At 39.3% G+C, this 18,984-nt stretch carries 17 protein-coding genes; 8 read left to right on the top strand and 9 right to left on the bottom strand.

Annotation, left to right across the window (positions count from 1 at the left end; translation table 11 throughout):
* Positions 1-466: 466 nt before the first annotated feature.
* Both RM368_RS30980 and RM368_RS30975 read right to left on the bottom strand, forming a co-directional pair.
* Positions 467-697: a hypothetical protein gene (locus tag RM368_RS30980; RefSeq protein ID WP_322697601.1), complete on the bottom strand. Its 231-nt coding sequence runs from the start codon at positions 695-697 to the stop codon at positions 467-469.
* Between the two features lie 69 nt (positions 698-766).
* A complete protein-coding gene (locus RM368_RS30975; protein WP_322697600.1) occupies positions 767-979 on the bottom strand; it encodes a chlorophyll a/b-binding protein in 213 nt (70 codons plus the stop codon).
* A gap of 751 nt (positions 980-1,730) precedes the next feature.
* Here RM368_RS30975 and RM368_RS30970 point away from each other — a divergent pair.
* Both RM368_RS30970 and RM368_RS30965 read left to right on the top strand, forming a co-directional pair.
* Positions 1,731-2,693 (top strand): orange carotenoid protein N-terminal domain-containing protein, encoded by a 963-nt coding sequence (locus tag RM368_RS30970; protein WP_322697599.1) that lies wholly within the window; start codon positions 1,731-1,733, stop codon positions 2,691-2,693.
* Positions 2,694-3,089: 396 nt separating this feature from the next.
* Positions 3,090-3,782, top strand: a complete 693-nt coding sequence (locus tag RM368_RS30965) for a hypothetical protein (RefSeq protein ID WP_322697598.1) — start codon at positions 3,090-3,092, stop codon at positions 3,780-3,782.
* Positions 3,783-4,201: 419 nt separating this feature from the next.
* Here the strand turns inward: RM368_RS30965 and RM368_RS30960 are convergent, their stop codons facing one another.
* The 3 genes from RM368_RS30960 to RM368_RS30950 form a co-directional block, all read right to left on the bottom strand.
* Positions 4,202-4,657, bottom strand: coding sequence for a nuclear transport factor 2 family protein (locus tag RM368_RS30960; protein WP_322697597.1), 456 nt, complete (start codon positions 4,655-4,657; stop codon positions 4,202-4,204).
* A 137-nt stretch (positions 4,658-4,794) separates the two neighbouring features.
* Positions 4,795-7,008, bottom strand: coding sequence for a Piwi domain-containing protein (locus tag RM368_RS30955; protein ID WP_322697596.1), 2,214 nt, complete (start codon positions 7,006-7,008; stop codon positions 4,795-4,797).
* Complete coding sequence (locus RM368_RS30950; RefSeq protein ID WP_322697595.1) at positions 7,005-7,817, bottom strand: PD-(D/E)XK nuclease family protein; 813 nt, start codon at positions 7,815-7,817, stop codon at positions 7,005-7,007. The genes RM368_RS30955 and RM368_RS30950 overlap by 4 nt, the downstream gene beginning before the upstream one ends.
* Positions 7,818-7,928: 111 nt before the next feature.
* On the opposite strand from RM368_RS30950, the gene RM368_RS30945 reads away from it, so the two are divergent.
* The 3 genes from RM368_RS30945 to RM368_RS30935 all read left to right on the top strand — a co-directional run bounded on the left by RM368_RS30945 (position 7,929) and on the right by RM368_RS30935 (position 9,622).
* Positions 7,929-8,285 carry a helix-turn-helix domain-containing protein gene (locus RM368_RS30945; RefSeq protein ID WP_322676502.1) on the top strand — a complete coding sequence of 119 codons (357 nt, stop codon included), beginning with the start codon at positions 7,929-7,931 and terminating at the stop codon, positions 8,283-8,285.
* On the top strand, positions 8,282-8,938 hold the full coding sequence (locus RM368_RS30940) for an ImmA/IrrE family metallo-endopeptidase (protein WP_322697594.1): 657 nt from the start codon (positions 8,282-8,284) through the stop codon (positions 8,936-8,938). The genes RM368_RS30945 and RM368_RS30940 overlap by 4 nt, the downstream gene beginning before the upstream one ends.
* Positions 8,939-9,034: 96 nt before the next feature.
* On the top strand, positions 9,035-9,622 hold the full coding sequence (locus RM368_RS30935) for a Uma2 family endonuclease (RefSeq protein WP_322697593.1): 588 nt from the start codon (positions 9,035-9,037) through the stop codon (positions 9,620-9,622).
* A gap of 2 nt (positions 9,623-9,624) precedes the next feature.
* On the opposite strand, the gene RM368_RS30930 is transcribed toward RM368_RS30935, so the two are convergent.
* From RM368_RS30930 to RM368_RS30920, 3 genes are all read right to left on the bottom strand, one after another.
* Positions 9,625-11,559 (bottom strand): hypothetical protein, encoded by a 1,935-nt coding sequence (locus tag RM368_RS30930; protein ID WP_322697592.1) that lies wholly within the window; start codon positions 11,557-11,559, stop codon positions 9,625-9,627.
* Positions 11,560-11,974: 415 nt separating this feature from the next.
* A complete protein-coding gene (locus RM368_RS30925) occupies positions 11,975-12,379 on the bottom strand; it encodes an ExbD/TolR family protein (RefSeq protein WP_094352241.1) in 405 nt (134 codons plus the stop codon).
* Positions 12,363-13,016, bottom strand: coding sequence for a MotA/TolQ/ExbB proton channel family protein (locus RM368_RS30920; RefSeq protein ID WP_322697591.1), 654 nt, complete (start codon positions 13,014-13,016; stop codon positions 12,363-12,365). Before RM368_RS30920 ends, RM368_RS30925 begins: the two co-directional genes overlap by 17 nt.
* A gap of 342 nt (positions 13,017-13,358) precedes the next feature.
* Between RM368_RS30920 and RM368_RS30915 the strand changes: the two genes are divergently transcribed.
* The 3 genes from RM368_RS30915 to RM368_RS30905 all read left to right on the top strand — a co-directional run bounded on the left by RM368_RS30915 (position 13,359) and on the right by RM368_RS30905 (position 16,959).
* Positions 13,359-14,918, top strand: a complete 1,560-nt coding sequence (locus tag RM368_RS30915; RefSeq protein WP_322697590.1) for a TonB family protein — start codon at positions 13,359-13,361, stop codon at positions 14,916-14,918.
* Between the two features lie 747 nt (positions 14,919-15,665).
* Positions 15,666-15,911: a hypothetical protein gene (locus tag RM368_RS30910; protein WP_099099597.1), complete on the top strand. Its 246-nt coding sequence runs from the start codon at positions 15,666-15,668 to the stop codon at positions 15,909-15,911.
* A 10-nt stretch (positions 15,912-15,921) separates the two neighbouring features.
* On the top strand, positions 15,922-16,959 hold the full coding sequence (locus RM368_RS30905; protein ID WP_322697589.1) for a hypothetical protein: 1,038 nt from the start codon (positions 15,922-15,924) through the stop codon (positions 16,957-16,959).
* 146 nt (positions 16,960-17,105) lie between these two features.
* On the opposite strand, the gene ilvA is transcribed toward RM368_RS30905, so the two are convergent.
* The gene (gene ilvA, locus RM368_RS30900; RefSeq protein ID WP_322697588.1) at positions 17,106-18,617 is read right to left on the bottom strand and encodes a threonine ammonia-lyase, biosynthetic; all 1,512 of its coding nucleotides are present in this window, start codon (positions 18,615-18,617) and stop codon (positions 17,106-17,108) included.
* Between the last annotated feature and the right edge of the window lie 367 nt (positions 18,618-18,984).

Raw genomic sequence — 18,984 nt, 5'->3', positions numbered from 1 at the left:
CTAAAGACTTACCTGCACTACCTCCTGCTGTTTTTTAATTTGTCGAACTCACGTCTTTTTACTACCTGTATGGCTTCTCTCGCATACAATTAATTGCACACTGGTTTTTGTTGCTTAATTGTAAAACTGGGCTTGATACAAGTACAGTAACAGTTCGATCTGCGGTATGAGAATCCAGACCAGACTTTAAAAGTTGATGTACCAATACCCTTCTATTTTGAATTACATAAGTTTTACTTTGAACAGCAAGATGTTTGGAAACAATTTCTGCTACTTCTAAGCCCACGTATCCACAATAGCGCGACAAATTGGGAAGCTTTATAAATCCAATCAACATCAAACTTTTTCCAAAGCTAAATAGAATTTTTTAAACTTATTGAAAATTTAAAAGAAGTCTTGGTATCCAAACCCAAGACCTATGTTGAAGTTACTACACATTAGAAATGAACAAACTTACTCATCCTAATTAGTTAAAGTAAATCGTCCAAAAAATTCCAGTTACTCCAATGGCAATTAAAAGGTTAGTGAAAAATCTGCCGAACTCAATTTCTTGTCCCAGTCCTTTGTCATCTTGACCGACAGTAAAAAACAATGACCAGGTTTGATTCGCATTAATAATCTCAAAGTTGTTGAAATCAGGTCTAAAAACAACAAATCCAATTAAATCTTTTTTGGGATAATCAAAATCGGTTTTCATAAGTAAGTTTGCCTTTAAATTGCTTTATTCGTCAAGTGAATAAAATTAAGAAATCTCAAAGTATCTTCTTTAAACGCTGGTTAGCCATCCAACCAAACCGTGTCCGGTGATAACTTCCACAGCTATGAGTGAAACAAAAGCAATCATTGCCAAACGCCCATTGAGTTTTTCAGCATATTTGGTGAATCCTATCCGTGGAATTTCACCAACATAAACTTTGGGTTCAATTGCAAATCTGTTGAGTTTACTGCGTTCATTAATGGTAAAGCCTTTACTTGCCATTTTTGACTGTTTGTTTTTGCTTTATGTAAACGAATATTAAATATAGTAAATATTTTTCGCAAGCACTTGACATAGAAATAAAAGTAGTAATAACCGTACTAAGAGAGTAGTGTATTTCGGATGTGTATGAGAGCTAGGCGTGTCTACAGTCGGCTCAATACATTTCGGTTAAGGCAAGAGACGCTATGAATCGCCGATTATTGTAGAGACGGCGATTTATCGCGTCTTTAGCGATCTAGAATTTTCATCAAAAAATCTTAACCGAACCATATTGACAGTCAGATGTGACGCTTGTGATGCTCGATAGCGCATAGGTTCAGCTAAGGATTATGGAAATCCTATGCACACAAAAGTACTAATTGCATTAAATTAACATCAGTAAAGCTTATATTCATAATAATGAGAAATTATCAGTGGATAGCTGAGAAAGTATTGCTTATTTGTAACGAACTTGTTATGTTTCTTTACATAAAGATACATAAACACCAGCAATGCGTTAAACCACCGTTAATCAAGGCTTTCTAAATAACTATGCAGTTGAGCCTGCAAGTGCTTTGCCAAGTATCTAAACTCAACGGCAACAGCATCACTATGCCTTTATTAGAGCTATCTATGTCTACAACAGGCTTTCTAGTGATGTAAAAACTACTGAGTGCCTTTATTAACACTTAAACGCATTTTTCATCGCTCTTTCTTTGCACATTTAATTTTTCACATTCCGTAGAACTGTAATTTTTTTGGAATTTCTGCTATGTCTTTTACCATCCAGTCGGCTCAAAGTATTTTTCCCGGCACCCTAGTTGCTGACGTTGTTCCAACCGTTGTCGAATCATTCTCTAAGCTCAATGCTGAAGATCAACTAGCATTACTTTGGTTTGCTTATACCGAAATGGGTAGAAGTATTACAGTTGCGGCTCCTGGAGCAGCAAACATGATCCTTGCACAAGGCTTACTCGAACAAATTAAGCAGATGCCTTTTGAGGCTCAAACCCAAGTCATGTACGATTTGGCTAACCGTGCTGACACTCCTCTGTGCCGTTCTTATGCATCCTTCACCGTGAATATCAAGTTGGGCTTTTGGTATCAGTTAGGAGAATGGATGGCTCAGGGAATCGTTGCTCCCATCCCACCAGGTTACAAGCTTTCTTCTAAAGCTGCCGATGTGTTACAAGCTATCCGCAATGCAGATTCAGGTCAACAAATTACCATCCTACGCAATACCGTAATTAGCATGGGATTCGATCCGAATGCTCCTGGTAGTTATAAAAAAGTTTCAGAGCCGGTAGCTCCTCCCACTGCACCAGCATTTCGGACTAAAGTCACCATTGAGGGCATCAACAATCCTACGGTACTTGGCTATATCAACAACATGAATGCCAATGACTTTGATGCTGCGGTTTCTCTGTTTACCTCTGAAGGTGCTTTGCAACCTCCTTTTGAAAGACCAATTGTTGGTCAAAATGCAATTCGTGCTTATATGCGTGAAGAATGTCAGGGATTGAAGATGCTCCCAGAGCGCGGTGTATCTGAGCCTGTGGAAGATGGCTATACCCAAGTTAAAGTTACAGGCAAAGTTCAAACCCCTTGGTTCGGTGCCAGCGTGGGTATGAATATTGCATGGCGGTTTTTGCTAGATCCCCAAGGCAAAATCTTCTTTGTAGCGATTGACTTGTTGGCTTCTCCAAAAGAACTGCTGAACCTAGTACGTAAATAGAGGGCTAGATTAGTTGCTGCTTAAGCGTGGATGAGTCAAGGAGCAACCGCTACCTCACCACGCTTAAGCAAAAAAAACTGATAGCGCCTTATTTGGTATCTTCATGTTGCGATCGCTATTGAAAACAACCGATTTTATCAAGGAAGGCAGGAGGCAGATAGCGTCGGCGGCAAGCGAGTCCGCGTACCCTTACAGGGAAGCAAGCTACGCGCGCGCAGCGTCTCGCAGAGAGCGTCGGGCAGTTCTTGCTGGAGCAAAACTGCCCAGTTGTTGAGCGTAGCGATGCACTGTTCTTACCGTGAGCGAAGGGAACTCTTTACTTGTTTATATTTAGATAACAATATATCTTTGGATAGAGTAATAATTTATTCATCTACCAAGGGTAATAGATTATCAATGACTTTTTTCAATTTTTCTGAGCCGCTCCTGCGTGAAAAACAGCAAGAACTAGATTTTCAAGATATTCAAGGTCTAGTCTGTCTCAACTACCAAATTGGACATTTTACCCTCTTCTCAAAGTTTTATACTCGCGTCGATCAAGCATTTATTCTCTGGGGATTAATTTCATCTGGAATTTTCGTAACCGCGCAGTTTCTACCCATTAGCTGGAGTAGCCAAGCAATTTTGTGGTCAGTGCTTACCTTATTCGGTGCAGTTGGGATGGTAAGTTTAACTTGGTTTTGGGCAACTGTAGAACAGCTACGCTGGGTTATTTATAGCTGGGCGATTTTAATCATAACGGGTTTAATCTTGACCGATCTGAGCATTTTTTTGGGATGGGGAGAGGTGTTGATCCGTTTGTGTCCACTGTGGTTAGGATTAAGTGCCATCGGCTACTTTTGCACTGGGGTAGGAATGCGTTCGCGCACATTTATTCTGACGGGGTTTATTCATTTGCTGGGAATTTTAGTTTTGCCATACTGCGGTGTCATGCAGTTTCTCTCAACGGGTCTAATTATGACCGTTAGTTTACTGTTACTAGCAGAATTACAATGGGATATGCAATCTTCAAGTGATTACAGCCAATTAACACCACAACAAAAGCAGTTTAACCAAGTACAGTCTCAACAGCGTCAAATGACTAGCTAAAGTTATAAAGAATTTAAATCTTGCTTTAGACAAGTTTGTATAAACAATATAGCTATATCTCAGGGCTGGCTAGTGCTTATACTTGGGAGAGAGAGTTTTTCACCCAACTGTTAGCTATTCTAGTTTTATGAAAACAGACAGCACTGTATGGGTGTTATGCCGCTGTGGCCCAATATCAAACATCGAAGGAGAGCGATGACAGATGTTTGAACAGTGTAAATCAATAAAAATCCTTGACGGTGTGGAGTTTTTGTCGCTTCCTCCACTTTACTATCACTGAAGGGAAGGTGAAATTCTTCATCAGAGCGGTCTAAGGTGATATAACGTCTTGTGTTTTTTACGTTACAAGTTAGTTTTGAAACTCCAATATCCTTGATTCAAAATAAATTAAGGATGTTGAAGTTTCACGACTAATGTAACTATCTGTTAGTTGGCGTTTGTATGTCAAAATATTCACGCCAACGACTAATTTGACTATCGTTAAAATCTACAACAATTACGTCATCAGCTTTATTACGACGACCTGTCGCCTTTTCTGTATCTTCGTAGTACCATTCTACTGCTGCCTGATTTGCTCCACTAATAATCCGCTGGATGTCTATTTTGACATCTGAATACTGTTGTTTAAAATTGGCAAGTCCTTCTCGAATTCTTTCTTGCCCCCGCCAGCATTGACCAGGTACAATTAATTCTCCGTCAACTGTAAACAATTGTGCAAGAGCATCGACATCTTGAGCGATCCATGCATCTTTAGCTTTTTCTATTAATATCTGGATATCTTGTTGGTTCATAGACTGACTGGCAAACAAAGGTGTGCTAAAAGTTAAGCTAACAAATATAGTTCCTAACACTAGCCATTGAGATAACCAAAGCATCTAGATTTTTCTATCCTCTAAAATATCGAGCTTATAGAGCCTTAGTAAAATTTAACCAGAAGTTGTTTGCATTGCGATCGCACCTGCAAAAAGTCGGTTTTGATGAATGCAGAATGTCTGTAGCGTTGATATTAATTCTACAACCAAAACTGGCGATCGCCTTCCATGCGACTAGGACGAATACCTTGCAAACGCAGATAAGCCATGCGGTCAGACCCATATAATGGCATAGGTAAGCGAGGTTCTTTTAAAGCTCCATGATGCAATAACGTAAGTTTTAAAGTAGTTTCTAAAACACTTTCTATTGAGATTTGGTGTCCTTTCTCATGAATTGTTAAACGTATAGGACGAGCCAAACCAACTTTATCAGGAACTTTAGTTGTTACCAGAATTGCTTCACGAGATGATAAACGAAGCCCTAAGCCTTGTGAAGGTGCTATTACAGCTTTCTGCTTTAAGTTATACAGTCGGGGAATACCAGACTTTTTACATTCCACCAAAATAAACTTAGCTCCTATTGCCTTAGCTCTATCTACTAGGTAATCAGCTTCATTTCCAACAAAGGAACCATCACGATAAATTAATACTGTTTTGTTTGCTAATTCAGCAGCAGGTAATAATCGCTCCAATAGTTTAGGTGGTATTTCTTCACCATCAATTAAATCATCTTCTAGTTGATAACGAACAAACTCCCCTTGTTTGCCATAAAGACGTATACTAGCACAGGCATTTCTTGTTCCTGCTTGCCTTTTTTTGGAAATTCTAGAAACATCTAAGCCAATAAAATAATCACCATCTTTTAAGTTTTCAGTTAGAACAAAAGGCAAATTGCCTAACTTTGCTAAAATTCCTGGAATTACCTGATTTAAGATATACTGGTAATTTCCAGATTTATTCAAAGTATCTTCATAAATCATTTGGCTAGCAATTTGGCGACGGAGTAATAAAGAGTATATTTGATGGTAAAGACTCCCCTCATTTGTATCATCATCATGACGATCGCTTTCAGGTAAAAAAGTTACAATAATGTCGTGTGGGATCTCAATTAATTCATTAACTTTCTTCTCAATTTCTGCTCTTGCCTCAGTCTTAGTCAGGTTATTCAGTGATAAAGCTTGCTTAGTAATAACTTCGCTTTTAAATCCATATAGTTCCAGACGCTGCTTAAGTAAATTCAGGAACGGATCTACTTTTAAATCACAAAGCTTTAGTGCTGCAATGTGAATCACTTTGGATTTATCTTGAAAATCAAGGTGACGATGATAAACCTTACCTTTTCTAAGACCATTTAGAACATCACTTCTTTTAGTTATAAAGTTATTACCAAAAAGTAGAGGAGTTTCCTCTATAGGAAATTCTGGTTTCCAGAATAAATTTGGATATTGAATGCTATTAATACTACGTTCTAGTTGAATTCCATAAGCAGTTAAAGCATCTCCTGCTATTTTTTTATAGGATGCCAAGAGACTTGTTCTGTCTTGATGCAAAATTTTAGTAGCCTTAAGTAACTTTCCGTATTCAACTTCAAATTGATCTGCTGTGGCAGATGTAACACAGGGATGTAAAGCAGCCATAGCATAGTGAAACTGTTTTGTATCTTTTCCAAACTGTACAGCAACAACAGGTTGAGCGTCTGGAGCATCTCTTAGTGCTTGTTTACTAGTTGAACCAGTAGCTTTTGCTAATAATTCATTTCTATGCTCTGCAATAGTTCCAATAATACCCATAATTGTCGCGTTACTACCTCGTTCAATTTCTTGAACTTTTAAACCAATTAAAAGCTGTTCTGAGTTCTGCCGTTGAGGATGTTTTTCGTAGAAATCAGCCAAATTATCACGAAACACAATGCTACTGCACACTGTTAAAGTAAGAGCAGGTTGAAACTCACTTTGTAACTCGATAATCTCTGACCAAAAATCTGGTTCTCTTCTGACTAAAACTCCATTGTCAGACAAAACAACTGGAGAATCAAATTTAGTTTTATTCAAAATCTGGATAGCTAACAAAGAATGAATAAAAGGTGTAGGTTGAGGCTGGCGTACTGATTGGAAACCAAATAAGCGTTCTTTAAAATCTTCTACTTCATTTTGAATGTTTTTCAATACTTCTTGTAATTCTTCTTTACTTGGTAAATCTTTATGAGATGCTGCCAAAACCCAAAAATAAGGCTTGTACCATATAACAACAATTCCAGGTAGTTTTCGACTAAAATGATAGCTCAATCTATTGCCATCTTTTTTGTCAATTTCAGGTGTTAGTCGAAAACACATTAACTTAAGTTGTGAAGTTTTAATTGGGAAAATTTCACTGAAAGAAGTATAAATTTGGGTAGGTGCAATAGTAACAGTCATGCAGAAACCTCCAATGGATAAAATTGACAAATCGATGTAAATTGACAATTTCGACAGGGTACTCCAGAATTAGCAGGAAATATTTCAGCAAATGCAGATGGATTTTGCTTGTAACGACGCAATTCTTTTTGATGTTCTTGGGCTATTTGGGCTAATTTAGATTGAATTGCCTTGAGTTGAATATCTGTGGCAGTAATAGGCTCAGACCATTTCTTAGTTTCTAAGTTGTAAAATGAGGCAACAGCTTTTTGTTGAGGGTAGAGATAAGTAGCTGCCAACAGGTAGACAAATGCTTGTCGCCTATCAAAATTAGATGTGCCTGTTTTGAAATCTAAAATGTGCAGTCTACCGTCTGATTCAATAAAAATGCAGTCAATAGCTACAAATAAGTTAAAAAAATAATTACCTTGTTGAATCAGAATCGGTTCTGGAATTCCCTCATCACCTCGACTGAGTTTGATAATATTCTTTCCAGTGAGAATTGGTTCCTGATAGTAATTTGTCAAAATTTTCATAATTCGCTGCTTAACTTCCACAGGCTCTTGGTCTAATTTCAGCTTCTCTGCTATTGTCCCTACACCATTTGATTGCTTCAAAAGCTGAATATTTTGGTGAAATTCGTAAATACCCTTTTGTGCCTGTAAACCAATATATTGAGGAATAGTGTCTTGCTCTAACAGCGCTTTAACTAATAATTCTTTTTTTCGCGCTCTGGAAAAACCTCGTTTCATATCACAGTGCCAATATTCTTGTCCAACAGATGAAGCAAACTGTGACCAAATGTTAAAACTTACATACGGTCGCCACATTATAATTTGTGTCCTTATTAGCTTTGTTGATTTTTTATTCAACTACACCCTAACGTGTATTGATTTTTTAGTCAACACTTTGTTATCATGTTTAGTTAAGTAGGAAAAAAAGTGAATCAAAGTTTTGGTCAGCTTATCCGTGAAGCCCGCAAAGATAAGGGATTTAGTCAGCGTGAGCTAGCAAAACTAATAGGGCTAGATTTCACTTATCTGTCTAAATTGGAGAACGATCGCGCGGACTATCCTCCAAAAGAAGATGTCATTCGTTCTCTGGCGCGGCATCTGGATTTAAATGAGGAAGAGTTAATTTTTTCGGCTGGTCGTATTCCCCAGCGTGACGAGGATTTTCTCAAGCAACATTACAAGACAATGCCTGCTTTGTTTCGTCGAATGCAGGAGAATCCAGATTTTGCTAAAAGAGTCTTTCGAGAAGCTACACAACCAGAAAATGAGGAGAAGCAAGGTTGAGTATCATTAAGCAGTATCGCTATATTCCTGATAGCGAAATTGAGGCTAGGGCTAATAATATTCTCAAGCGTATGCAGGAAACACCCAAGTATATTCCCAAGTGGCCTTTAGATGCAACTCGTGTGGCAGAGTTTTTAGGATTGAATGTTGTTTGGGATAAGATCCCGCCAGATGCTGAAGGACAAATAGCAGCGAGGATTTTGCCATTGGAGCATTTAATTGAAATCAATGAAGATATTTTGAAACTTCCCAAAGGGTTTGAAGAATCAACGCTAGCTCATGAACTGGGACACTGGGAACTACATATTGACCAAAAGACGGCTGGTCGGTTTGAAGAACTGATAAAGCAGGGTGCTAGAGGTGAAATAGATATGCAGCCTTTTTTGTGTCGTGCCATTAGTGGCCAACTACAAAAGATAGAGTGGCAAGCTCAACGTTTTGCGAGTTATTTATTGATGCCTCATTCTATTTTAGAACAAATGGCAGCAGAACACGATTTAACAAAATGGTCTCACCTTTATGCAATGCAAAAGGATTTGGGTGTAACAATAACTAATCTTAAAGTTCGTCTAATACAGCTAAATTGGATTATTCTTCCTCCAGGTGACAACACAATTTACTTGGGTAAAGCTGCACCTATTCGGAAAAAATAAAGATTGAAATAAAGTGCGATCGCACTCCATTATCTCCTAGCAGCGATCGCACCCCACACAGCATTACACTAGAAAGTAAGATGCTCAGAATAGCCTATGAACGCCACAACAACCACTTTCCCTTCTACACTCAAATTGAAAATTGACTTGACTGATGAGCAATTTTTCCAAATGTGTCAGAAAAACCGCGATTATCGATTTGAGCGCACAGCATCAGGGGAATTATTAATTATGCCACCTACAGGTAGTGAGACTGGCAACCGTAACTTTGATATGGTTGTTGAATTAGGAATCTGGAATAAACAGACTAAATTAGGCAAAGGTTTTGACTCTTCAACTGGCTTTACCCTACCCAATGGTGCAGAACGTTCTCCTGATGTTTCTTGGGTGAAAATTGAACGATGGAATGCTTTAACCCCTGAACAACAAGAAAAATTTGCCCCTATTTGTCCTGATTTTGTAGTAGAGTTGCGTTCTCGTACTGATTCGTTGAAAGAATTACAAGAGAAAATGCAGGAGTATATCGAAAATGGCACTCAATTAGGCTGGTTAATTGACCGCAAAAACAAGCGCGTGGAAATTTATCATCCAGGTAAAGATGTAGAGATATTAGATAATCCTACTACTTTATCAGGAGAAAATGTATTGCCTGGGTTTGTGTTGGATTTACAGCAAATTATGTAATTTTATTGATTAGGATAAATATAGCGCATTTCAAAACGACTTTGTTCCCAAAGTGGAATTAAAGCTTGTTTAGCAGCACTTAACTGAGCTTGTGAAAAAGATATTCTACCATTTGCTATAATCCAAATAAATATCCGAGTGATTAAATCTGCTTTGAAACTATTCTCGTATTCACTATTATTGATTCTTACTACTTGCCGATCTAAGCAATCTATAGCATATTTAAAAGTAAAGTTTTTACAGTGTATGGAATTGTTATAATTTTCTTCTGGCGTATTTTTCCACTCAACTCTCTGCAAATTTCCGATAATATAGTCTATGCCTGTTATGGAATAATCTGTATTACGCACTAAATTTGTATAGGCTTGGTAATATGGTTTCAATAGCGAAGCTGCAATATTTTCCACATAGATATGTAGCCAAGATTGGATGTCACGAAGATAAGGTACTAAATCTTTAATATTATCAATTTCTTTAATTAGCGCACGTTCATTTCTGTAATTTGTTATTTTTGCTAACAATTCAGATTCAGATAGTTGAGATTTTTTTGAGTAATAATTAATAACTTTGGGAATATATTTATCTAATAACCACTGTTTGGTATATCTAGCTGTCCAAGTTCCTCGTACTCCAATATCTTGCTGCCAAAAGCTAAATTTAGCTGTTTCTATAGATTGTAAATTAATATCATTTATCTCGTAAATTATATTAATTTGATTGCTAGGTAATAAAGATAAATTTCTGTAGGGTTTGGCGAAGATAAATGCACGATCGCAAAGTCCTTTACTCACTCTAATTGATAGATTTTTTCTATGAAATAGATGCCATTCTGACTTGCCTTTTTTATAATTAAATTCTTTAACAAACTGCTGCATTAACTCCCATAATTCTTGCTTAACAGAAAAAAGTATAAAACCACGAATTTCGGAAAAGTTTACGAATTCAAAATTCCATGTTTCTAGAGCATTCTCAAATTCAATTATTAAATTTTGATATTTTTGGCAAACTTCATCAATACACAAACACAAGTCTATTGCTTCTAACTTTGATAAAATAACTGTTATTTGACCCAAATTTACTGTAAAACTATCTTTATCTATCTGTTTTAAAAAACGACGACACCCCCAATCTGGTTGAGTGTACAATCCAGTCATTAATTTACCTAAAATATCTTGATGATTTAAGTGGATTTTTAAACCTTTAAAAAGAATACTACTGAATTCTATTTGACAATTACCTTCTCCAAAAGCTTTAGGTAAATTACAGGCGATCGCTACTTTTGGTTTAACAACAACTAAGTGACAACCTTCTAGTGTTGAAGAAGGCTCAAAATCACATTGTTCTAAAAAATACTGTAAATCTGGATGGCGTATAATTAATTTTTCTATTAAGTTAAATTTAGAATATGTCAAAATATCGACCGTAATTTTATCGATATTTTTAACTATATCAAAATTGAGTTTATTATAAAACTTTGAGGCGATATCGTTATTTTTAAAAGCATCTATATTTAGATCAAATACTAATTCTTCTCGATTATAATCTAGGCGCTGAAAAACCTTAATTTCAGATCCATTGGTGAGAATAAAAAATAGTGTATTAAAATGATTACTATAAAATTTAGCTTGTTCAATAGCTTTATTTAACTTAGTTTTATAAAGTTCTATCGCTTCTACCAAAATTAGTGATGTATCTATATTTTGTTTTTTAACATCATCTGTGGCAAAATAAATCTGAGCAATTTTTGGATTTTTAGTGTGTGTTTCTGATTGATGTGTTTTCAAAGTGTATTCACGATGACATATCTCTGGATAGCAGAGATAACGGAACATTGGCAAAATCAACTTTTCTTTTATCTCATCTTCATTATGTAAAACACGATGGTCAAAACCTTGTATCCATGTAATGAATTTTTTAATTGACTCTGGAATAGTCATTAGATAATCTACCTGCTTGTATAAATTTGCTATGCCTTATTTTGTTCGTGTAATTAGCAATTTATCAAGTCAGTTTGGATTATGTCGTGATTGTAGATACTAGAATGGAAGCATTCGGTTGAAACTTAACTTTGGCAAAACCTACACCATTGAAGAAGAAGTCAGAATTCAGAAGTCAGGAGTCAGAATGAAGACGCTCGTTCTGGCTCCTGAATTCTGTTTTGATAAAAGTTACAGCCGTTAGAATTAAACATCTGGTGAAAATTAGGTAGGCAAAATTAATAAATTGTGTATAACAAGGATTTTGGCCAATGCATAATAAATTGCTGGAGATGTCTATTAGATAAGAAGGAGTTAAGAGTCAGAATATAGAATTTTCCTGACTCTCTGAACTTCTGATGCCTAATATATCTATTTACTCTCTTTGGGTAGCGATCGCTAATTTAGCTCCCGGAACCTGACGTACCCGATCCATTACCGCCACCACCCGACCATAATCAACTTTTTCATCAGCATTAATAATCACTAATACTTCTGGGTTAGAACCAACTAAAGTCCGCACTTGCGCTGTCAAATCATCAACTGCAATTGGTTTACGGTTCAGGCTTACCTGTTCTTTTTCATCTACCGTAATGGTAATTTTAGTGGGAACTTGCTGTTGTTTCGCTGTGGCGGCCTTCGGTAAATTTACTGGCAAACCTTCCGAACGTGTTAAAAACAGAGTTGACATGATGAAAAATGTCAAAATTGCAAAAATCACGTCAATCATCGGCACGATGTTGATCTGGAGCGGAAGTTCTGGTTCATCTGGTAGACGCATAGGTTTTTTCTCCTCGTTCATAGCGACGGCGGTAAAGTAATTCTAGCTGTCCCCCATACTCCTGAATTAATGCAATTTGCCGTTGGTACAGTCCCCGGAAGGTATTGGCAAACATGAGTATGAATATAGCAACGATCAATCCTGATGCAGTTGATACTAGAGCCTCACTAATCCCAGCCGTAACACTTGCCGTTTTGCTACCTCCCACATCACCAAGATTTAGGGAAGCAAAAGAAGCTATCAATCCTAATACTGTGCCGAGAAGACCTAACAGTGGTGCCAGACTAATGATTGTCTCAAAAAGGTTTTGGAAACGTTTTAACACAGGTATTTCAGCCTGCGATTCGCTTTCTAACGCCAAACGAAACTCCTCTGGATTTGGCTCCTCTAATTCTAAAGCCGCCAGAAAAATCCGAGCCAGTGGCAAATCTGCGTTTTTCTGAAGTTTATCCATTGCACCGACAATATTATCGAGACGGTAGAGATTCAAAACATCTCGCACCACCCGGTTTTGACGCTGATTGATTCTTACCCAAAATCTAATCCGCTCGACAATCAGTGCCACACCTACTACCGAAAACGCCAACAGGGGCCACATGACGATACCACCTGCTGCAAACAAATTCTGAATTCCCATGTAGTGCCTCTATAACGTCATCCACAATACAAAACCAGACTACCAGAATCTAGAGAAAAGCTGAAACTTATTCTCAACAGAATATAAAATATAATGAGAATTTTTTCAAATGGAACGTTCATGATTTTTATTTACTCGTTCGTTTGTTTTACATAAATTAATTTAATTTAATTGCAATAAAAGTTAATTTTGTCCAAAAACTATGATATTGATGGTTTAAAAAGATGTGTATCCGAGTCCGGGGTTCTGTAAAGCTATCCCAAATAATTTGAATTGTTTACTTGATATTTGTAACCTTGCATTCTAAGATAGCTAAATTAGTGAGAATAGGTAGCAATAGCTATGAGCTTTTCCGGCATTACTGTCGAGCAACGTTCCAAAGAAGTTGAGGCTCTCAAGTCTTTTCTGACTTACAGTCTAATAGGTTCACTGGCGCTGCATATCGGCGTACTGTCCTCAGGCATAAGTAATTATTTGACGAGAGTGCCTACAGGAGAAGAAGAACCAATAGAGGTGGCGATCGTGGATTCTCCGACTGCGGAACCAGAAAAACCAATTGCAGAGATTCCAGAAGAAATAAAAAAAGAACCAGAGGTTGTCCAAAAACAGCCTATAGAAACTCCACCAGTAGAAAAAGTTCAGCAGCAATTTGAACAGATTACAGCAGTCCCTCAGAAGCCACAGCCGATAAATACGCCCCCAAAAGCAATTCCGATCAAGCCAGAAGTTGCTGTGAAATCTGCACCTATTCCACGAGCGATACCAGAAGTACCTGTGAAATCTGCACGCATTCCACAATCAGCTCCGTCTGATTCCAAAGCAAGTTTAGCAGGTGGCGGTGGCGGTGGCGGTGGCGGTGGCGGTGGCGGTGGCGGCGGATCTGGTGTTGGTTTAGGCTCTGGTAGTGGTATTCCTGTAGGTACAAATAGCGGTACTGGCCCTGGCGGAGGTACTGGCACTGGCACTGGCGGTGGCATTGGCAGTGGAACTGGAACTGGCACTGGTAGCGGCACTGGTAGTGGCACTGGTAGCGGCACTGGTAGTGGCACAGGCAGTGGCATTGGTAGTGGCATTGGTAGCGGCATCGGCAGTGGAATTGGTAGTGGCACTGGTAGTGGAATTGGTAGTGGCACTGGTAGTGGAATTGGTAGTAGAACAGGAAACCGTCCCACAGTAGCAACAGCGCCTACACCTCCAAAAATTAACAGTTCAGGTAATGGTAATGGTCGTGCAGCCTGCCGCGAATGTAATGCTAAATATCCAGAGGCAGCAAGACGGCGAGGAGTTGAAGGCAGAGTAGAAGTAGCTGTAGATACTGATGCACAAGGTAATGTTACTAATGTGCGGATTGCTCGCTCTAGTGGAAACCGCGACTTGGATGAAGAAACCGCCAGACAAGCGCGTGACTGGAAATTAAAACCCACACAAGGTGGTAGACAAGGGGTATCTATAGCCACTGAATATGCTATCAGAGGCTCACGGCGATCGCGCCAAGTTCAAGAACGGAAAACACAAAGACAAGCACAAGAGACACAGAGAAGCCAGCAAACAACGGCTGCTAACTCTACACAGGAAACTCCAAGACGTAGGCGCAGAGAGTTGGCACCCCCATCAAGACCAGCAATATCTGGATTTAGTCGGCGACTGGAACCTCAAAGAGCAGAAAGTCCTGCGAGAAACTCATCATCTGAAGCTAGAACAACTCCTACTCAAGGAACTGCAAGAGAGTCCCTACGCCGCATCCGGCGCGAGCAAACGACTACCGATTCATCACAAAAGCCACAAGAAACTACAAATCGGCGGCGGCGAAGAGATAATACTAGCCAGAATAAATTGCGGGACTCTTTGCGTCGTTTACGCCAACAACCTCAATCACAACCTGCTACTCCCAGTCAGCAGTAGTCTGTCAAGTTGAAATTCATGGGTTAGTAATAAGCACTTGAGTACTTAACAAAGGACTAAAGTTCTGACTACAAAGTTATTGACCCCGTGAAGTTGACTTGACATACTACTAATAGAGGGATCAAACTTATTGGAATCATACTTTGATTAACAACGATCGCCGCCTCCTAAAACAGGAGGCGGTTGTTCTTTAGACAGGAATGGCTTCATTAAGCATTACCCATCTAGCATGAAGATGAGGGGTTAGGAGTGCGGTAATTTTATGATGGGCTATTAGAGACACTGGCGATCGCTTGATTTGCCAATCAATAGTAGTGAAAGTAAATAATCCTGCACTTTCTCCTACCAACTTTTATGAGCGGGGCAATGTAAATCGCCTGCGCCTAAAGAATGGTAGTAAGCTGTTACGCAAAAAGAAAAGCACATCAACTGGTGTTTTGTCCTTTGTCAATTGTCCTTTGTCCTTAGTAAACACAAATGACTAATGACTAATGACGAATGACGGTCTACACGGAGTTTGTGCAATATCTGGGCGCGTTAGCTTAGTGTTTGTTCACCACCAATTATATGCTGAGAGATATAGTCAACAGCTAACTCTCAAATTGCTCATCTGCACTTTATGTCTAGATGTCAAATTCACTAATTTGAATAAAACTTCTACATAAACACACACTGATGCGGTTTGATTTGCTTGAATAGCTATATTGATAGGACATTGATAACGTCGGCAATTCACAATTCCTGATTATGGCAAGTAAATTCATTGATGTTAGAGAATATACTGTCAGGGCGCATAAAAGACAGATTCATACTCGTGTTTTCCAGTTTGTCTGTAAAGAGTGTAACGATCTGACAAAACGCGAGACTTTCGGTCCTCGACCTTTATATTGTGAGAGATGTCGCCCTCCCCAACCGCCTAAGAAATCCCAGCCAGCATCTCACAAGGCAAAACCCAGAGCAATGTCTTATAAAAGTGACATCGATTTAAATTGATTAAAGCCCTATGACTCAAAATGGACAATTAGAACCGCCTCCGGGCACCTTTCTCTCACCACTGTTGGAATTACGAGACTATTATGCTCGCCTTACAGAAGAGTATGAACGCCTCTTTGTGCAGGCGCGATCGCAGCTCGATCATGTAGAAGCGTTGTTGTCTAACTGGTCTTCTTCTGATACCAGCAAGCAGATATCAAGATTAACGGCGGCTGATGAAAACTCAAATCTTTCTGGGGAAAGTTCTCTGCGGTTTTTATCACCTCTTGATGACATTGGCGAAATCAACTTGGTGGAATCTTTAGAGTCAGTAGAAAAAGACTCAGATCGATTTGAGATAAATGATTCTTTTTCTGCTGTTGATACAAAAGAGAGTCAACCTCAAACGACATCAACAGATCCAAAGATCGCTCCAGAGAACAACGATAGTTCAACGAAGGTAGTGGAAATTCCGATGCTACCTCAGTATCAGCACGCTATCTCGCGAATGGAAGCCATAAAACAGCTATTGCAAGAACAGATAGGTACTGTTTGTCATATCGATTTTATCGTGCGATCGCTTTATGGAGAGTTAGATTCCAATCTATTCAAAGTAGTTAAAGGTAGAGTGCAATCTTCCCTCACCCAAGGCAGAGAAAGGAATTACTGGGTAACTATTCCCGATGAGCCAGGTTGTTATACTCTGGATTTAAGTTTGGTAGCCCCAAGTAATCGCAATGGTGCTTCTAGGAATATCAAGAACAAAAATAAGAAGCCTTTCGTTCCTCCGACAAAAACAGTACCGATGCTCAAAGCCTTTGAGGGTCAATTTTTAATTGATGCCCTCACTTCTCTGTTAAAACAAAATCCAGGTAAAGTTTTCAGCGTGGCTGAAGTCATCGCCGGAATTTATGGAGAACTAGATTCTCAGCAAATTAGAGAGATCAAAAATAAGGTGCTGAATGAACTATCTAGAGGCTATCGCACAGGTAGATTCGCTAGGGTTCCTAATCAAATCGGCTTCTATACTTGGGACTCAAATCTGATATTGAAAGGGAGTTCTCGTTAAATTGGGCATTGGGCATGGAGAAGAGACAAGGGAGACCAGGAAGAGGGGGAAAACTTGGGAGAGACTTGTTCAATAATTCCCCCTTGTCTCCCCTGCTCCCCTGCTCCCCTGCTCCTCTGCCCCTCTGCCTCTTTTCCACTCCCCACCTATCCCAAAAACAATTTGTATGCAGGATTCTTGTTTTCATCCCAATAGCGATAGCCTAGATGGTCGAGAAAAGCTTGCCACTCTTCCATCTCGTGGGGAGGAACCTGGATACCAACAACGATTCGTCCGTAGTCTGCGCCGTTGTTGCGGTAGTGAAAAAGACTAATATTCCAGTCGGGACTCATGGAAGTCACAAATTTCATCAATGCGCCCGGACGTTCGGGAAACTCAAAACGGTAGAGCAATTCATTGTTAGCTAGGGGAGAGTGGCCGCCCACCATGTGTCGCAGATGTAGTTTAGTTAGTTCGTCGTCCGTTAAATCAAGGGTTTCAAATCCATGAGCTTCAAAGATTTCTACCATCTTGACAGCATCAGCACGGTTTTGAATTTGCACGCCGACAAAAATATGGGCTGTTTTTTCGTCGGCAATGCGATAATTAAACTCTGTCAGATTGCGGTTGCCGATACATTCACAAAACTGGCGAATACTTCCCCGTTCCTCTGGAATTGTGACTGCAAAGATTGCTTCGCGGCGTTCGCCTAACTCTGCGCGTTCTGCGACAAAGCGGAGGCGATCGAAATTCATGTTTGCACCACAGGCGACAGCAATTAAGGTTTGTCCTTCGATTTGTTCTCTTTCGGCGTAGGCTTTGGCAGCTGCGATCGCTAATGCACCAGCTGGTTCTAAAATCGATCGCGTATCCTCAAATACGTCTTTAATCGCAGCGCAAGTATCATCTGTACCCACCAAAATAATTTCATCTACATACTGCTGACATAAACGGAAGGTTTCTTCACCGACTTCCCGCACCGCTACGCCATCAGCAAATAACCCTACTTGAGACAAGCGCACCCGATGTCCAACTTTAAGTGATTGAGACATGGCATCAGCATCTACTGGTTCAACACCAATAATTTTGATTTCGGGACGCAACCGTTTTACATAAGCCCCGATCCCAGAAATTAAGCCGCCGCCGCCAATTGCTACAAAAATTGCATGGATGGGTTGCTGATATTGCCGTAGAATTTCCATCCCAATTGTTCCTTGTCCAGCAATTACATGAGGATCGTCAAAGGGATGAATAAATGTCAATCCTTTTTCTATTTCTAATTCACGGGCATAGCTATAAGCATCGTCATAAGTGTTTCCATGTAACACCACTGCTCCGCCCCTCATTCTCACCGCATCTACCTTGACTTGGGGTGTAGTTACTGGCATGACGATAATCGCTCTGGTTCCCAAACGATTGGCTGCCAGGGCGACTCCCTGAGCATGGTTCCCCGCAGATGCGGCAATTACACCCTGCGCCAATATATCTGGGGGCAGTTGCACCATCTTGTTATAAGCACCCCGCAGTTTAAAGGAAAATACTGACTGCATATCCTCACGTTTCAACAGGAGTTGATTATTCAGCCGTGCGGACAAATTTGGAGCATACTCCAGTGGTGTTTCCTGGGCAACATCATACACACGGGCAGTCAGGATTTGGATCAGGTAGTCGCAAAACATGGGCGTCAAGCTGTTAGCAAATGCTGGATGGAAACTAATTTTACGTTACAAGCGATCGCACTGGTTTTATTGGTTTGTTCTCTCTCGAAATTTTGATTGAACAAAATCTAAAAATTAGCAATTAATATTCTTTGAAGATAAATTAAGTTCAGTGATGAAAATTCTTTAATTGCTGCATAATTGATGCGATCGTTGCTAGGTTGATTTGAAACTAGTTTTGCCAACTATCTGAGTACTTAGATCGACAGATTAAGTATAGTGTTACTTAAAAACATAACTTCTCCATTTATGTTAAAGTATGCATGGAAGATGAAATTCGGCTGTACAGTTTGTTTTTATATATATTTGTATTACAGACCTCTCCGGA

Source organism: Nostoc sp. DedSLP03 (genome assembly GCF_034530815.1).
Classification (GTDB): domain Bacteria; phylum Cyanobacteriota; class Cyanobacteriia; order Cyanobacteriales; family Nostocaceae; genus Nostoc.
Note: the sequence above shows the minus strand (reverse complement) of the source record. Positions and strands in the feature narration are given on the sequence as shown.

What these genes read in the sequence shown, in the direction of transcription:
- RM368_RS30980 (WP_322697601.1), bottom strand. Translation starts at nt 697, where the DNA reads ATGAAAACCGATTTTGATTATCCCAAAAAAGATTTAATTGGATTTGTT.
- RM368_RS30975 (WP_322697600.1), bottom strand. Translation starts at nt 979, where the DNA reads ATGGCAAGTAAAGGCTTTACCATTAATGAACGCAGTAAACTCAACAGA.
- RM368_RS30970 (WP_322697599.1), top strand. Translation starts at nt 1,731, where the DNA reads ATGTCTTTTACCATCCAGTCGGCTCAAAGTATTTTTCCCGGCACCCTA.
- RM368_RS30965 (WP_322697598.1), top strand. Translation starts at nt 3,090, where the DNA reads ATGACTTTTTTCAATTTTTCTGAGCCGCTCCTGCGTGAAAAACAGCAA.
- RM368_RS30960 (WP_322697597.1), bottom strand. Translation starts at nt 4,657, where the DNA reads ATGCTTTGGTTATCTCAATGGCTAGTGTTAGGAACTATATTTGTTAGC.
- RM368_RS30955 (WP_322697596.1), bottom strand. Translation starts at nt 7,008, where the DNA reads ATGACTGTTACTATTGCACCTACCCAAATTTATACTTCTTTCAGTGAA.
- RM368_RS30950 (WP_322697595.1), bottom strand. Translation starts at nt 7,817, where the DNA reads ATGTGGCGACCGTATGTAAGTTTTAACATTTGGTCACAGTTTGCTTCA.
- RM368_RS30935 (WP_322697593.1), top strand. Translation starts at nt 9,035, where the DNA reads ATGAACGCCACAACAACCACTTTCCCTTCTACACTCAAATTGAAAATT.
- RM368_RS30930 (WP_322697592.1), bottom strand. Translation starts at nt 11,559, where the DNA reads ATGACTATTCCAGAGTCAATTAAAAAATTCATTACATGGATACAAGGT.
- RM368_RS30925 (WP_094352241.1), bottom strand. Translation starts at nt 12,379, where the DNA reads ATGCGTCTACCAGATGAACCAGAACTTCCGCTCCAGATCAACATCGTG.
- RM368_RS30920 (WP_322697591.1), bottom strand. Translation starts at nt 13,016, where the DNA reads ATGGGAATTCAGAATTTGTTTGCAGCAGGTGGTATCGTCATGTGGCCC.
- RM368_RS30915 (WP_322697590.1), top strand. Translation starts at nt 13,359, where the DNA reads ATGAGCTTTTCCGGCATTACTGTCGAGCAACGTTCCAAAGAAGTTGAG.
- RM368_RS30910 (WP_099099597.1), top strand. Translation starts at nt 15,666, where the DNA reads ATGGCAAGTAAATTCATTGATGTTAGAGAATATACTGTCAGGGCGCAT.
- RM368_RS30905 (WP_322697589.1), top strand. Translation starts at nt 15,922, where the DNA reads ATGACTCAAAATGGACAATTAGAACCGCCTCCGGGCACCTTTCTCTCA.
- ilvA (WP_322697588.1), bottom strand. Translation starts at nt 18,617, where the DNA reads ATGTTTTGCGACTACCTGATCCAAATCCTGACTGCCCGTGTGTATGAT.